The 14,066-nt window shown below is 64.3% G+C and carries 12 protein-coding genes; 8 read left to right on the forward strand and 4 right to left on the reverse strand.

The window, feature by feature from the left end; translation table 11 throughout:
• Positions 1–28: 28 nt before the first annotated feature.
• A complete protein-coding gene (locus ACFOJ9_RS35565; RefSeq protein WP_378986338.1) occupies positions 29–631 on the forward strand; it encodes a nucleotidyltransferase family protein in 603 nt (200 codons plus the stop codon).
• Between the two features lie 261 nt (positions 632–892).
• Here the strand turns inward: ACFOJ9_RS35565 and ACFOJ9_RS35570 are convergent, their stop codons facing one another.
• On the reverse strand, positions 893–1,888 hold the full coding sequence (locus ACFOJ9_RS35570; RefSeq protein WP_378986340.1) for an aldo/keto reductase: 996 nt from the start codon (positions 1,886–1,888) through the stop codon (positions 893–895).
• A 96-nt stretch (positions 1,889–1,984) separates the two neighbouring features.
• Between ACFOJ9_RS35570 and ACFOJ9_RS35575 the strand changes: the two genes are divergently transcribed.
• The 7 genes from ACFOJ9_RS35575 (at position 1,985) to ACFOJ9_RS35605 (ending at position 9,997) form a co-directional block, all read left to right on the forward strand.
• On the forward strand, positions 1,985–2,875 hold the full coding sequence (locus ACFOJ9_RS35575) for a LysR family transcriptional regulator (protein ID WP_378986342.1): 891 nt from the start codon (positions 1,985–1,987) through the stop codon (positions 2,873–2,875).
• A gap of 287 nt (positions 2,876–3,162) precedes the next feature.
• Positions 3,163–4,455: an IS4 family transposase gene (locus tag ACFOJ9_RS35580; protein ID WP_378986344.1), complete on the forward strand. Its 1,293-nt coding sequence runs from the start codon at positions 3,163–3,165 to the stop codon at positions 4,453–4,455.
• 85 nt (positions 4,456–4,540) lie between these two features.
• A protein-coding gene (locus tag ACFOJ9_RS35585; RefSeq protein WP_378977816.1) for an IS630 family transposase occupies positions 4,541–5,484 on the forward strand; the annotation gives its coding sequence in 2 pieces (ribosomal slippage) (positions 4,541–4,873 and positions 4,876–5,484; 942 coding nt in all).
• Positions 5,485–5,981: 497 nt separating this feature from the next.
• Positions 5,982–6,554, forward strand: coding sequence for a cytochrome b (locus ACFOJ9_RS35590; protein WP_378986346.1), 573 nt, complete (start codon positions 5,982–5,984; stop codon positions 6,552–6,554).
• Between the two features lie 69 nt (positions 6,555–6,623).
• Positions 6,624–7,199, forward strand: a complete 576-nt coding sequence (locus ACFOJ9_RS35595; protein ID WP_378986348.1) for a YceI family protein — start codon at positions 6,624–6,626, stop codon at positions 7,197–7,199.
• 68 nt (positions 7,200–7,267) lie between these two features.
• Positions 7,268–8,254, forward strand: a complete 987-nt coding sequence (locus ACFOJ9_RS35600) for a Gfo/Idh/MocA family protein (RefSeq protein WP_378986350.1) — start codon at positions 7,268–7,270, stop codon at positions 8,252–8,254.
• Positions 8,255–8,338: 84 nt separating this feature from the next.
• Positions 8,339–9,997, forward strand: a complete 1,659-nt coding sequence (locus tag ACFOJ9_RS35605; RefSeq protein WP_378986352.1) for an FAD-binding dehydrogenase — start codon at positions 8,339–8,341, stop codon at positions 9,995–9,997.
• Between the two features lie 59 nt (positions 9,998–10,056).
• Here the strand turns inward: ACFOJ9_RS35605 and ACFOJ9_RS35610 are convergent, their stop codons facing one another.
• From ACFOJ9_RS35610 to ACFOJ9_RS35620, 3 genes are all read right to left on the reverse strand, one after another.
• Positions 10,057–10,995 (reverse strand): alpha/beta hydrolase, encoded by a 939-nt coding sequence (locus ACFOJ9_RS35610; protein ID WP_378986354.1) that lies wholly within the window; start codon positions 10,993–10,995, stop codon positions 10,057–10,059.
• Between the two features lie 214 nt (positions 10,996–11,209).
• Positions 11,210–11,992, reverse strand: coding sequence for a carnitinyl-CoA dehydratase (locus ACFOJ9_RS35615; RefSeq protein WP_378986356.1), 783 nt, complete (start codon positions 11,990–11,992; stop codon positions 11,210–11,212).
• A complete protein-coding gene (locus ACFOJ9_RS35620) occupies positions 11,985–14,063 on the reverse strand; it encodes an acetate--CoA ligase family protein (RefSeq protein WP_378986358.1) in 2,079 nt (692 codons plus the stop codon). Before ACFOJ9_RS35620 ends, ACFOJ9_RS35615 begins: the two co-directional genes overlap by 8 nt.
• Positions 14,064–14,066 lie beyond the last annotated feature (3 nt).

Below are 14,066 nucleotides of genomic sequence, written 5' to 3' on the forward strand. Positions count from 1 at the left end.
CAGATGGCGAATCGCCCTCCAAAGGGCGATGGACCATCTGCGCTATTCCGGCCTTCCTTTCGAAGAACAGCGCGCGGCGTTCCTGAGGATCGTCGCGGCTGACCCGCTGCTTGCCGAAACGCTGGCGCGCGTGCGTGCGCTGGCGCTGCTAGACTGGCTCGTAGTTTCCGGCGCGCTCTATAACAGCGTCTGGAACCATCTGACCGGCAAGCCTCCGGGCTACGGTATCAGGGATGTCGACCTGTTCTATTTCGATGATAGCGACCTCTCCTACGAGGCCGAGGACGCGGTGATCCGCCGGGCGGCGACGCATTTCGAAGGGCTGCCGCTGCCGGTCGAGGTGCGCAACCAGGCGCGGGTGCATCTGTGGTATCCACAGAAGTTCGGGCAACCCTGTCCGCGCTATACGAGTTCCAGCGAATCCGTCAGCTGTTTCGCGTCGAAGACCCATGCGGTGGGTGTGCGGTATGATGCGGATGGGCAGCTGGTGTTGGTGGCGCCGTTCGGGCTGGATGATGTTTTTTCGTTCCGCATCACACCGAACCGGGTGATGGATAACCAGCGCACGCATGAGGTGAAGGGGGCGAGGGCGAGGGAGAATTGGCCGGAGATTTCGGTGGTGCCTTGGTAGGTTGGGAATGTTAGCGCGAAGCACCCCCCTCTGCCCTGCCGGGCATCTCCCCCTCACGGGGGGAGATTGGCGCTCCTCCGCCTTCGCCAATTGCCAACGGCGTAAAGTAGGCGAGACACCGAAGCTGCCAATCTCCCCCCTTGAGGGGGAGATGTCCGGCAGGACAGAGGGGGGTGCTTCGCGCCGACTTTTCGTAACTTTCTGCATCGCCCGGCGCATGAAAGAGGGGCGCCGCCGAAGCGCCCCTCTCGGCAAGCTCACTCACCCATTCACCAGCGCCAGCAACTCCTCCGTATAGCGCTTGCCCACGACCTTGTCGGGCGACAGCGCGTCACCAATGGCCTGCACCTCCGCCGCGCTCAGCGCGATTCCGGCCGCCGCGGTGTTCTGCTCCAAATGGCGGATCTTTCGCGCGCCGGGGATCGGCACGATGAAATCGCCCTGGTGCAGCACCCAGGCCAGCGCCAGCTGCGCCGAGGTCACGCCCTTTTCAGCCGCCATCTTTTCCAGCGTGGCGATGACAGCGGCATTGGCGGCCATCGCATCTGCCTGGAAGCGCGGCAGGCCGCGGCGCCAGTCGTCGTCGCTCAATGCCTCGGGCTTGGCGATTGTGCCGGTCAGCAGGCCACGACCGAGCGGGCTGTAGGGAACAAAGCCGATGCCGAGTTCACGGCAGACAGCGAACACCTCGTCTTCCGGGTCGCGGCTCCACAGCGAATATTCGCTTTGCACGGCTGATATCGGATGCACGGCATGCGCCCGACGGATGGTCGCGGCACTCGCTTCCGAAAGACCCAGCGCCCGCACCTTGCCCTCGCGCACCAACTCGGCCATGGCGCCGACCGTGTCCTCGATCGGCACGCTGGGGTCGACGCGGTGCTGGTAGTAGAGGTCGATTACGTCGGTGCCGAGCCGCTTCAGCGAGGCCTCAGCCACCGCCTTGACGTGCTCGGGACGGCTGTCGACACCGGCCATGCGGTCGATGCCGGCACCTTCCTCCAGGATCTTGAAGCCGAATTTGGTGGCGATGGTGACCTTGTCACGCACCGGCTTCAGCGCCTTGCCGAGCAGGATCTCATTCTCGTAGGGGCCATAGACTTCCGCCGTGTCGAAGAAATTGACGCCGATCTCGACGGCGCGGTGCAAGGTGGCGATCGCATCGGCTTCCGCCTGGCCACCATAGGCGAAGCTCATGCCCATACAGCCGAGGCCGACGGGGTAGACGTTCAATTCAGTTCCTAGCTTGCGGGTTTGCATCACGCGTCTCCTTGTTGCGATGGAGGAGAGATAACGCCTTGCCTTGTGTTCGATAATCGGCTCTCATTTGCACGGGCTGTTCTAAAAGATAGATCAATGAATCGCGCGCATCTTTCCCAATTGGCCGTGCTGGCAACCGTCGCCCAATGCGGCAGCTTTCGCGGAGCCGCCAGGGAATTGGCCATCGCGCCTTCGGCGGTCAGCCACGCGGTCTCCAGCCTGGAAGCACGGCTTGGCGTGCGCCTGTTGGCCCGCAGCACGCGCAGCGTTGCCCCGACCGAGGAGGGCGCGCAACTGCTCGAGCGATTGCGGCCGGCGCTGTCGGAGATCGACCTGGCGCTGGAGACGGCGGTCGAGGCGCGCGACCGGCCTGCCGGGAATCTGCGGCTCAGCGTGCCGCGCACGGCGGCGCATCTGGTGCTGACGCCGCGGCTGGGCGCCTTTGCGGCGGCCTATCCCGACATCGTGCTGGAGATCGTCATCGAGGACCGCTTCACCGACGTGGTGGAAGGCGGCTTCGATGCTGGCGTCAGGCTAGGCGAGAGCCTGCAGGGCGACATGATCGCGGTGCGCATCGGGCCGGACCTTCGCGGCGCGGTGGTCGGCGCCCCGGTCTATTTCGAGGCGAGCCCCAAGCCGCGCCACCCGCGCGACCTGGCCGACCACCGCTGCATCCGCTTCCGCTTCTCCAGCGGCATCCTCTACCGCTGGGAATTCGAGAAAGGCCGCGAGACGATCGAGATGGCGGTGGAGGGACCGCTGATCCTCGACGAGGATCATCTGATCGCCCAGGCGGCGGTCGACGGCGCCGGACTTGCCTTCGTCTTTGAGGACTATGTCCGCGCCCCGCTCGCCGACGGCAGGCTGATCCGCGTGCTGGAGGACTGGTGTCCGTCCTTCGACGGCTTCTTCGTCTACTACCCCAGCCGCCGCCAGATGCGGCCGGCGCTTCGGGCCTTCGTCGATTTCTTCAAGGTGAGCGGGTAGCGCGCGCTTCACCCTCCCCCTTGTGGCCCTCCGGAGGGAGAGGAAGGGCACCGGCTGTGATAAGCTCGCGCCTTCCTCTCCCCCGTCGATCGGCTAGGGCATATACATATCTCGGTGCGGCGGATTGACTCGCCTTGGCTGGGTCGGATTCCGCGAATGCCTGAGGTATGATTTTTTCTGCGACGGTCTGATTTGCAAGGATTGTCGCCGATGTCGTGCCCGTCGTGGTCATTAGGTTTGTTTGGAGATCGCCGCCTCGATAAAGGGGGGCGTCGCTGCTCCAAGGCATGGTGCTGCGCGAAACGGTGTGCTTGCGCCAGCTTTCTGGCGGCAACCATTCCGAGGAGATCCGCTATGGGCGCTTTCTCGGCAATGATGCGGTGACGGTCGAGCGGGTGATTGAAGGCTGGAGCCAACCGACGCGGGTTGCAGTGGACGGCCGGCATGTTTTGGCGCTGCAAGACACCAGCGAGATCAGATTCCCAACGACGCAGGACAACCGGCGCGATCTTGGCAGGATCAAGAAGGGCAATTGCTGGGGCATGCTGCTGCATCCGATGCTCGCCCTTGATGCCGAGCGCGGTTCTTGCCTTGGTCTTGTGGGCGGGCGGGTTTGGACACGGGGCGATGAAGAGCTGCCACCGCACGCTGATCGCTCGTTGAGCGAGAAGGAATCGTGCCGCTGGGTCGAAACCGCGCAAGCGGCCAAGCCAGTGCTGGCCCGGGCCCGTATGGTCACTTTCATCGCCGATCGTGAGAGTGACTTTTATATGATGTGGGCGCGTGTGCCGGATGGCTCTTTCCACGTGCTGACACGCGTCATGCATGACCGCGCACTGCTTTCGGGCACAACGCTGCGCCGTGCCGTGCAGGAGGTGGCGTTCAGTGACACCCAGGTGATCGAGCTGCGCGAACGGGCCGACCGCCCGGCGCGTCGAGCCGAGCTTTGCTTGCGCTTTGGCGAAGCCACGATCCGGCGGCCGGGCAACCTGCGCGAGGCCGACCTGCCCAAAGGCGTGACGCTGCGCTGGGTCGAAGTCATCGAGACGGCTGCGCCCGCCGACGTGGAGCCGCTTCACTGGCTGCTGCTGACCACCCATGCGGTGGCCACACCCTCCCAGGCCTGGCAGATCGTCGACTGGTACAAGCAGCGCTGGGTCATCGAGCAGTTCTTCCGGGTGATGAAGAGCCAAGGCTTGAAGATCGAAGACAGCCAGCTGCAATCGGCCGCGCGCTTGGAAAAGCTCGTCGCCATCGCCGCCAAGGCCGCCATCATCGTCATGCAGCTCGTGCAGGCCCGCAATGGCCAAGGCGATCAACAGGCGAGCCTCGCCTTCACGTCCAACGAGATCGATACGCTCTCGGCGATCGAGACACGCTTCAAGGGCAAGACGCGGCTGCAATCCAATCCCTACCCCAAAAACTCACTCGCATGGGCGGCCTGGATCATCGCAAGGCTCGGCGGCTGGAACGGTTATGCCTCCTCAAGGCCACCAGGCCCTATCACCTTCTACAACGGCTTGGCCTACTTCCGTGCCTGTGCCGATGGTTGGGCCTTGCGAGATGTGTATATGCCCTAGAGCGGGATGGGATTTGTAAGAGTCGTGGGATTCCCAAATCACCTTTGTTCTGATTCAACCTTCATACTGGAGGAGGCCAGTATGGATGGCAGGATATTCGATGGACCTTCGCGAGCGGGTTGTCGCCGCGGTTAAGACGGAAGGGCTCTCGCGGCGCGCCGCGGCGGCTCGATTTGGCGTCAGCTATAGCGCGGCCATTGCGTGGCTTAAGCGTGTTGAAGAGACTGGCAGTGCCGCGCCTCGCCAGGTGGGCGGCTACAAACCGAAGAAACTCTCGGGAGCGTGGCGCGACTGGCTGATCGAGCGCTGTCACGACGGGGACTTCACCTTGCGCGGCCTTGTGGCCGAGCTTGGTGAGCGTGGTCTGAAGGTCGACTACCGTTCGGTATGGGAGTTCGTGCATGCCGAGAAGCTCACTCACAAAAAAAGACGCTGATCGCCGCCGAACAGGATCGTCCCGATGTCGCGCGACGGCGGCTGCAGTGGACGAAGTATCGGGGCCGGATCGATCCCACGCGACTGGTCTTCATTGACGAGACCTGGACCAAGACCAACATGTCGCCGCTCAGGGGCTGGGCGCCGGTGGGCCAGCGCATCAAGGCCAAAGTGCCGCACGGCCACTGGAAGACCATGACCTTCCTGGCCGCGCTGCGCCACGATCGCGTCGATGCGCCTTGGCTGATCGATGGGCCGATCAACGGCGAGAGGTTCCTCCTCTATGTCGAGAAGGTTCTCGCGCCGACCCTCCAGCCGGGGGATATAGTCATCATGGACAATCTCGGCTCGCACAAAGGCAAGGCGGTGCGCCGCGCCATACGCGCCGCCGGCGCAAGGCTCTTCTTCCTGCCGAAATACTCGCCCGACCTCAATCCGATCGAGCAGCTCTTTTCAAAGCTCAAGCACTGGCTGAGAAAGGCCGCAAGCCGAACCGTCGAAGCCGTCTGCGACGCGATCGGCCAAACCCTCAATCGCGTCACACCGGCAGAGTGCTCACACTACTTCGAAAACTCCGGCTATGACCGAAACTAATCTCATCCCGCTCTAGCGTCGATCGGGGGAGAGGTGGCGAGCGAAGCTCGACGGAGTGGGGGTCGATCTTGCATCGAAGCAAGGCTTCCACTTGATTACCGCTTGCCTAAGTTTTCTTGCTCGCCGGGTTGTGGCTGCCCTGCGGCGGCGCATTTGACGAATGGCTTCCCCCACTCCGTCGCTGCTTCGCAGCGCCACCTCTCCCCCCTCCGGAGGGAGAGGAAGGGAGCCAGGGTCGGCGAACTCGCGCCTTTCCTCTCCCTCCGGGGGCCTTTGTGGGAGTCCGAAGGACGGGCGAGACCCGTGGCTCGCCCCGGTAGGTCGGCTCGCAGTCGGAGCGAAGCGGAGGCTGAGAGACGCGGTGGGGGTGCGCCCTACGAGACCCCCACCCCGCTTCGCAAAAGCCGCCTTGCGGCATTTGCTGCGCGACCCTCCCCACAAGGGGGAGGGTGAAGCGCGCGCTGGAAGAAAGCTGCCATCGCTTTCGTTCCCCTCCCATGCAGATATCGATCACCAACACTCCAACTCGCTACGGCTGGGCAACCATCATTCTCCACTGGCTGATTGCTCTGATCTTCATCAGCCAGTTCGCTCTCGGCTTCGTCATGGTGCGGCTGACCAGCCAGCGCACCGCCTTCGAACTGATTCAGCTGCACAAATCCTTCGGCTTTCTGCTGCTCGGCCTGATCATCCTGCGCATTGCCTGGCGCCTCGGCAATGCAACGCCGGCGCTGCCGCGCTCGGTCGGAGCCCTGGAGCGTCGGGCCGCACCGCTGGCGCATTTCGCGCTCTACGGGTTTCAGCTTGCCTTGCCCTTGTCCGGCTGGGCGCTGGTATCGGTATCGATGCTGGAGATCCCCAGCCTGCCGTTCAATCTGTTCATCATGCCGAACCTGCCGCTGGCCGAATCGGATGCTGCCGAAAGCTTCTGGGCGGCAACGCATTGGTATCTCGCCTATGCCGGCATGGCGCTGGTCGCTCTCCATGTCGCTGCGGCACTGCGTCATCATTTCCAGCTCAGGGATGGTGTGCTCACGCGCATGATCACGCCTTCGTCAGATCCGGAATAGAGCGGGCGGTCCATTCGTTCATGGGAAGAGGGCGCAGGAAATGCGCTGCCTCCAAAAAGGAACACCTCCATGCACACGCGCATCCTCGGATTTGCGGCGGTCGCCGTTTGCCTTGCCATGCCTGTTTCAGCGGCCGTCGCGCTTGGTGACGCCGCCGGCAGCTATTCGATCAGCCCGGCCAGCTCCAGCATCCGCTTTTCCATAGGCAAGGTCGGCGGCGGCGGCCTCAATGGCGCCTTCGCCCGCTTCAAAGGCTCGATCCGCATCGACAACAGCGATGTCGGGCGCTCGCAGGTCAATTTCACCATCTTTCCCGAAAGCGTCGGCACCGGCCAGGGTCGCATCGATGCCTTCCTGCGCTCCGACGCGGTGTTCGATGCCGCCAACAGCCCCGAAATCCAGTTCCGCTCGACCAGCGTGACCCGCACCGGCGACACCACGGCCCTCGTCACCGGCCGGCTGACGGCGCGCGGCAAGAGCTTTCCGGAAAAGTTCACAGCCGAGCTTGGTGACCTCAAGGCTGGCACCATAAAATTCCATGTCACCGGCAAGGTGCTGAGATCGCGCTACGGCATGGATGTCGGCACGCCAATCTATTCGAACATCGTCGACTTCGACATGACGCTGACCGGCAAGCGGGGCTGACCTTGTCATTGGCTTTTCTCCTGATTTCGGGCAAACCTCGTTGCCTGTAATCGCGATGGAGAAGCCTGATGTTCCGATGGGGTGTGTTGTCGACGGCTAAGATCGGCCGCGAGCATTTGTTGCCGGCGATGGTCGAGGCGGAGAACGGCGTGCTGTCGGCGATCGCCAGCCGCGACCTGTCGAAGGCCAAGGCGCTGGCCGAGCGCTTCGGCGCGCGCTATGCCTTCGGCTCCTATGAGGATCTGCTCGCCTCCAACGAGGTCGATGGCGTCTACATCCCGCTGCCGACTTCGCAGCATGTCGAATGGACGGCCAAGGCCATCGAAGCCGGCAAGCATGTGCTGGTCGAAAAGCCGTTGGCACTCGATGCCAAGGACATCCTTCCGCTGATCAAGCTGCGCGATGCCAAGAAGGTGCTGGTCTGCGAAGCTTTCATGGTCATCTACCACCCGCAATGGATCAAGGTGCGCGACCTCATCGCCAGCGGCGCCATCGGCCGGCTGCGCCATGTGCAGGGCGCTTTCTCCTATTACAATGTCGACCCCAGCAACATGCGCAACCAACTCGACCTTGGCGGCGGCGCTCTGCCCGACATTGGCGTCTACCCGACCGTGTCGACGCGCTTTTCCACCGGCAAGGAGCCGCTGCGCGTGCAGGCGACGATCGAGCGCGACAAGAAATTCGGCACCGACATCTATTCCTCGATCCGCGCCGATTTCGGCGACTTCGAGCTGTCCTTCTATCTGTCGACGCAGATGGCGGCGCGCCAGGTCATGGTGTTCCACGGCGAGAAGGGTTTCATCGAGGTGTTCTCGCCCTTCAACGCCGGGCTCTACGACCACCACCGCGTCGAACTGCACAACCAGAACCACACCGAGGCGCAAGTGTTCCGCTTTCCCGGCACACAGCAGTACCGGCTGGAGGTCGAGACCTTCGCCCGTGCGGCACAGGGCGGCAAGGAGCGTGTCTTCACGCTGGAGGAATCCGTCCTCAATCAGAAAGTCATCGACGCCATCTTCCGCGCCGGCGGCACGGACGACTGGGAGACGGTCTGACTCTTATTTGACGCAATTCCGGACGGAAAACCGCTTCACACTTTTCCTGGAATTGCGTTAGTCGGCTAATTCTGGGAGGGGAAAATGTCTGACGATGCGGACGTGATCATTGTTGGCGCCGGCCTTGCCGGGCTGGTTGCCGCCGCCGAGCTTGCCGAGGCCGGCAAGAAAATCATCATCGTCGACCAGGAGCCGGAGCCGTCGCTCGGCGGCCAGGCGTTCTGGTCGTTCGGCGGGCTTTTCCTCGTCGATTCACCCGAGCAGCGGCGCATGCGCATCCGCGATTCGCACGATCTGGCGCTCGAGGACTGGATGGGCACGGCCGCTTTCGATCGGCCGGAGGATTTCTGGCCGCGCAAATGGGCGGAATCCTATGTCGGCTTCGCCGCCGGCGAGAAACGCTCCTGGCTCCTGCAGCGCGGCCTGAAATTCTTTCCCGTCGTCGGCTGGGCCGAGCGCGGCGGCGGCAATGCCATCGGCCATGGCAATTCGGTGCCGCGCTTTCACATCACCTGGGGCACCGGCCCCGGCGTGCTCGAACCGTTCGTCCAGCGCGTACGCGAGGCGCAAAAGCGTGGCCTGATCAGCTTCAGATTCCGTCACCGCGTCAACGAATTGACCCGCACGGGTGCGGCCGTCGACGGTGTGCGCGGCGACATCCTGCAGCCGAGCACTGTCGAGCGCGGCCACAAGAGTTCGCGCGATGTTGCCGGCGATTTCGAACTTCATGCGCAAGCGGTGATCGTCGCCTCCGGCGGCATCGGCGGCAATCATCAGCTTGTCAGGGAAAACTGGCCCAAGCGGCTTGGCACGGCACCAAAGCGCATGATCACCGGTGTGCCCGACCATGTCGACGGCCGCATGCTGGCGATCACGGAACGGGCCGGCGGCTCGATCATCAATCGCGACCGCATGTGGCACTATGTCGAGGGCATCAGGAACTGGGCGCCGATCTGGACCGATCATGCCATCCGCATCCTGCCCGGTCCGTCATCGCTGTGGCTCGATGCGCGCGGCAAGCGCCTGCCGGTGCCGCTCTATCCCGGCTTCGACACGCTGGGCACGCTCAGCCACATCATGAGCACCGGCTTCGACTATTCCTGGTTCATCCTGACCAAAAAGATCATCCAGAAGGAGTTCGCGCTGTCGGGCTCCGAGCAGAACCCCGATTTGACCGGTAAGAGCTGGCGTCAGGTGCTCGGCCGCGCCACGTCGGGCATTCCCGGCCCGGTCAAGGCGTTCATGGAGAAGGGCGAGGATTTCATCGTCGAGGCCGACCTGCCGACGCTTGTCGCGCGCATGAACGCGCTGGCCGGCGGCGAGCCGCTGCTCGAACTGGCTGAGGTAGAGCGCGAGATCCGTGCGCGCGACCGGCAGCTCGACAACCCGTTCTCCAAGGACATGCAGATCACCGCTTTGCGCGGCGCGCGGGCCTATCTCGGCGACCGGCTGATCCGCACGGCCAAGCCGCACAAGATGCTCGACCCGGCAAATGGCCCGCTGATCGCGGTGCGTCTCAACATCCTGACCCGCAAGACGCTGGGTGGCCTGCAGACCGATCTCGACAGCCGCGTGCTGGGCGCCGATGGCCAGCCGGTCGCGGGGCTCTACGCCGTTGGCGAGGCCGCCGGTTTCGGCGGCGGCGGCGTGCATGGCTATGCGGCGCTTGAGGGCACCTTCCTCGGCGGCTGCATCTTTTCAGGCCGCGGCGCCGGCCGGGCGGCGGCCGCCTCGGTGGCGTGAAAGCGCTATCGTGCCCTGATTCCGAACTTAGCTACTACTTCACGAGACGGGAAGCTCGCTCACCAGTACCAGGCGCCCTTCCCAAGGGCGGTCACCGCATCGACGATCCGGGTGAAGCTCGCGCGGGCGCGGCCGACCGTGTGCCGGGCTCTGAGATAACCATGCACCAGCCCCGGTTCCTCGAACCAATATGCCCGTCCGCCTGCCGCGATGATACGGTCACGGTAGGCTTCACCGTCGGACGACAGCGGGTCGCATTCGGCGGTGATCAGCACGGTTGGCGGCAGATTGGCGAAGTCGGCGTCGGCGAGCGGCGACAGCGTGATATCTCCGGTCCCATCCACGCCGCCGGTTCGGATATGCTTGTAGAATTCGAGATCGCGCGTGGTCAGCATCGGCGCTTCGGCATGAGTCACGTAGGATCCCTTCGACCGATCGCCGCCGAGGCCGGGATAGATCAATACCTGGCCAACGGGCCTTCGCGGATGGCCGCGTGTCGCGTGGCTGACGGCAGCGGCCAGATTGCCGCCGGCGCTGTCGCCACAAAGGAGGATGGGATGCGCGCGGGTGCTGGCAGTCCATTCGAAGGCGCTCATCACATCGTCGAAGGCGGCTGGATGCAAATGTTCCGGCGCCAGCCGATAATCGACCGAGATCACCTCATAGCCGGTGCGGGCGCACAGCTCGGCGCAGACGTCATCATGGCTGTCCAGACCGCCGAGGATGAAGCCGCCGCCGTGGAAATAGAGCACCGTCACGGCTGCTTGCGGCGCGCTTCGGTAGGTGCGGATCGGGATGTCGTGCGTGGGCGTTGCAATGGCTGAGGTTTCGACCGTGACGCCCTCGGGGTAGCCGGCAAAGAATTCGCGGCACATGCGGTCGTAGATCTCGCGCTGCTGCGCGATCGTGTCGTCGATCGTGTCGGGCGGATAATAGGAATTGGTCCGCTCGATGAAGGCCCAGGTTTCGGCGTCGATGAGGGTTTTGTAGTCGGTCATGGGTGCTTGAAGGGCTGCCAAGGCTGAGCCTGGGCACCCCCCTCTGGCCTGCCGGCCATCTCCCCCGCAAGGGGGGAGATTGGCAGTCTTACCTGTGGCACCCTTCTTGCAGCGTTGACAATTGGCGAAAGCAGAAACGACATCCGATCTCCCCCCTTGCGGGGGAGATGCCCGGCAGGGCAGAGGGGGGTGTGACGGAACGCCATCGTTCCCACTACTTCCCCTTCCAAACCGGCTCACGCTTTTCGGCAAAAGCGCGAAAACCCTCCATGCCGTCCTCGGAGCCGTAGAGGGCATCGACGGTCGGCAACTGCCGGCGCGTCACCTTGTTCATCGCGTCCTGGAAAGTCAGCGCCTCGGCCACGCGCGCCGTTTCCTTGATCGCGGCGAAGACCAGTGGCGGACCACCGGCGAGCAGCCGGGCGATTTCCCAGACGCGCTCCTCGAGCTTCTCCTTGGGCAGCACTTCGTTGACCAGCCCCCAGCGATGCGCCTCGGCGACATCCATCCAGCGGCCGGTGAGCAGCAGATCCATGGCGACATGGTAGGGGATGCGCTTCGGCAGCTTGATCGTCGCCGCATCGGCCAGCGTGCCGGCGCGGATTTCGGGCAGCGCGAACGAGGAATGGTCGGAGGCGTAGATAAGGTCGCAGGACAGCGCCAGTTCGAAGCCGCCGCCGACCGCCATGCCGTTGACGCAGGCAATGACCGGCTTGTTGAGGTCGCGCAGTTCCTGCAGGCCGGCAAAGCCGCCGACGCCATAGTCGCCGTCGACCGCATCGCCGCCTGCAGCGGCCTTCAAATCCCAGCCGGCGCAGAAGAACTTGTCGCCCGCGGTCTTGACGATGGCAACGCGCAACTCCGGGTCGTCGCGGAATGCCCTGAAGGTTTCACCCATCAGCCGCGACGTCTTCAGGTCGATAGCGTTGGCCTTTGGCCGGTCGAGCGTCACCTCCAGGATGGTGCCTTCGCGGCGGGTCGAAATGACGTCAGACATTCTTCTTGTCTCCCAGCACCAGCAGTGCGTCGGCGATCCAGGCGCCCTTGCCTTCGCTGCAGACGATCAGCGGGTTGATGTCGAGTTCCTCGATCTCGCCGGCATTCTTCTGCACGAAGCCGGCGATGCCCGAGATGGCATCGATGGCAGCGGCGACATCGGCTTTCGGCCGGCCGCGATAGCCCTCGAGCAGCGGGTACAGTTTCAGGCCGCGCAAGGCCGCCTCGATGTCGTCGCGGGTTGCCGGCAGCATCAGCGTGACGCTGTCGCGCAACAGCTCGACCAGCACGCCGCCAGTGCCCAAGGTCATCACCGCGCCGAACATCGGGTCGCGGGTGAAGCCGACGATCAGCTCGGCGACACCGTCGCGCACCATGCGCTCGACATAGAGGCCGGTGCCGAGCGGCAAGAGGTCATGCGCCGCCGTGCTGACGGACTCCGCGTCTTTGAGGTTGAGCCTGACAGCACCGACCTCGGATTTGTGGGTGACGCCGAGCGCCTTCAGCGCCACCGGGAAGCCGAGCGCCATCGACGAGATCACCGCTTCGACCGCATTGGCGGCGCGTTCGCCTTTGGGCACCGGCAGGCCGGCCTCAATGAGGCGGGATTTCGCCTCGGCCTCATCAGGGGTGATGTGGTCACCACCAGGCGCGCCGGCGGCGGACGTGTCGATCGGCTGCGCCTGCGGTTCAGCCCAAGCCCAGCCGATGAAGGCCGCTGCCCCCGCGGCATCCATGGCTTCGGAAATGCCGAACAACGGCACCATGCCGCGCGCCATCAGCTCGGCGGTATACTCCTCAGGCAGGTTCTCCGGCAGTGAGGAGACGATCGCGCCATGCGCCTTGTTGGTCTTCAGCGCCGATTCGAAGGCGCGCAGCGTCGCCCACCAATCGGTGACCGAACAGCGGTCGGGGCGCGGAAAGTCGAGCACCAGCATGTTGAGGTCGAAGCCGCCCGACACCATGGCGGTGAAGGTGGCGGTCATCGCCGGCTCGTTGTTCCAGATGAAGGTGTGGTAGTCGAGCGGATTGGCGACCGCGACCAGCGGCCCAAGCGTCGATTTGACATGAGCCCGATGGGTGTCGGTCAGGTCAGGGAAATTGACCCAACGGCCTTCGGCGCTGTCGGCCATGACAGAGGCCTCACCGCCCGAGCAGCTCATCGACGAGAGCCTATAGCCGGGCAGAGGACCTGTGATGTGCAGCAGCTTCAGCGCCTCGATGAAGGCGGGGATGGAATCGACACGCGCTATGCCGAGCCGCCTCAGGAAGGCGCCCGAGGCGGCGTCCGAGCCGGCGAGTGAGGCGGTGTGCGAGACGGTCGCCTGTCTGGCCTGTTCGGAACGGCCGACCTTCATGGCGATGATCGGCTTCTTCAGCTCGCGTGCCCGTGCCGCCAGCCGTTCGAAGCCGGCTACCGAATCGAAGGCCTCGATGTGCAGGCCGAGCGACGTGACCCGCTCGTCCTCGATCAGGCCGAGCGCCATTTCGGACAGGCCGGTCTGCGCCTGGTTGCCGGCGGTCATCAGAAAGGCGATCGGCAGGCCGCGCTTCTGCATCGTCATGTTGATGGCGATGTTGGATGACTGGGTGATGATGGCGACGCCCTTGCCGCCCTCGGCCAATCGGATGCCGCCATGCTGGTCGGGCCACAGCAGCGCGCCGTCGGCATAATTGATCAGGCCATAGCAATTCGGCCCGATGATCGGCATCGAGCCGGCAGCTGCGACCAACTCGGCCTGTAACCGCTCGCCGTCGTCGTCATAGGCCTCGGTTTCGAGGAAGCCGGCGGCAAAGCAGACGGCGCCGCCGGCGCCGCGTTCGGCCAGCGCCTTGACCACCTCGATGGTCAAATGCCGGTTGACGCCGACAAAGGCGGCATCCGGCGCGCCCGGCAGATCGGCGACCGAACGATAGGCTTTGCGGCCGGCGACCTCATCCTTGGTCGGATGCACCGGCCAGATCTCGCCGGCAAACCCCATCTTGATCGATTGCGCGACAACGGCTGCAGCCTGCGCACCGCCGAAGACGGCAATCGATTTCGGCCGCAGGAGACGCTCAAGTTTATGCATATG

Source organism: Mesorhizobium cantuariense, from assembly GCF_042647205.1.
GTDB classification, from domain to species: Bacteria; Pseudomonadota; Alphaproteobacteria; order Rhizobiales; family Rhizobiaceae; genus Mesorhizobium; species Mesorhizobium cantuariense.

What these genes read in the sequence shown, in the direction of transcription:
- ACFOJ9_RS35565 (WP_378986338.1), top strand. Translation starts at nt 29, where the DNA reads ATGGACCATCTGCGCTATTCCGGCCTTCCTTTCGAAGAACAGCGCGCG.
- ACFOJ9_RS35570 (WP_378986340.1), bottom strand. Translation starts at nt 1,888, where the DNA reads ATGCAAACCCGCAAGCTAGGAACTGAATTGAACGTCTACCCCGTCGGC.
- ACFOJ9_RS35575 (WP_378986342.1), top strand. Translation starts at nt 1,985, where the DNA reads ATGAATCGCGCGCATCTTTCCCAATTGGCCGTGCTGGCAACCGTCGCC.
- ACFOJ9_RS35580 (WP_378986344.1), top strand. Translation starts at nt 3,163, where the DNA reads ATGGTGCTGCGCGAAACGGTGTGCTTGCGCCAGCTTTCTGGCGGCAAC.
- ACFOJ9_RS35590 (WP_378986346.1), top strand. Translation starts at nt 5,982, where the DNA reads ATGCAGATATCGATCACCAACACTCCAACTCGCTACGGCTGGGCAACC.
- ACFOJ9_RS35595 (WP_378986348.1), top strand. Translation starts at nt 6,624, where the DNA reads ATGCACACGCGCATCCTCGGATTTGCGGCGGTCGCCGTTTGCCTTGCC.
- ACFOJ9_RS35600 (WP_378986350.1), top strand. Translation starts at nt 7,268, where the DNA reads ATGTTCCGATGGGGTGTGTTGTCGACGGCTAAGATCGGCCGCGAGCAT.
- ACFOJ9_RS35605 (WP_378986352.1), top strand. Translation starts at nt 8,339, where the DNA reads ATGTCTGACGATGCGGACGTGATCATTGTTGGCGCCGGCCTTGCCGGG.
- ACFOJ9_RS35610 (WP_378986354.1), bottom strand. Translation starts at nt 10,995, where the DNA reads ATGACCGACTACAAAACCCTCATCGACGCCGAAACCTGGGCCTTCATC.
- ACFOJ9_RS35615 (WP_378986356.1), bottom strand. Translation starts at nt 11,992, where the DNA reads ATGTCTGACGTCATTTCGACCCGCCGCGAAGGCACCATCCTGGAGGTG.
- ACFOJ9_RS35620 (WP_378986358.1), bottom strand. Translation starts at nt 14,063, where the DNA reads ATGCATAAACTTGAGCGTCTCCTGCGGCCGAAATCGATTGCCGTCTTC.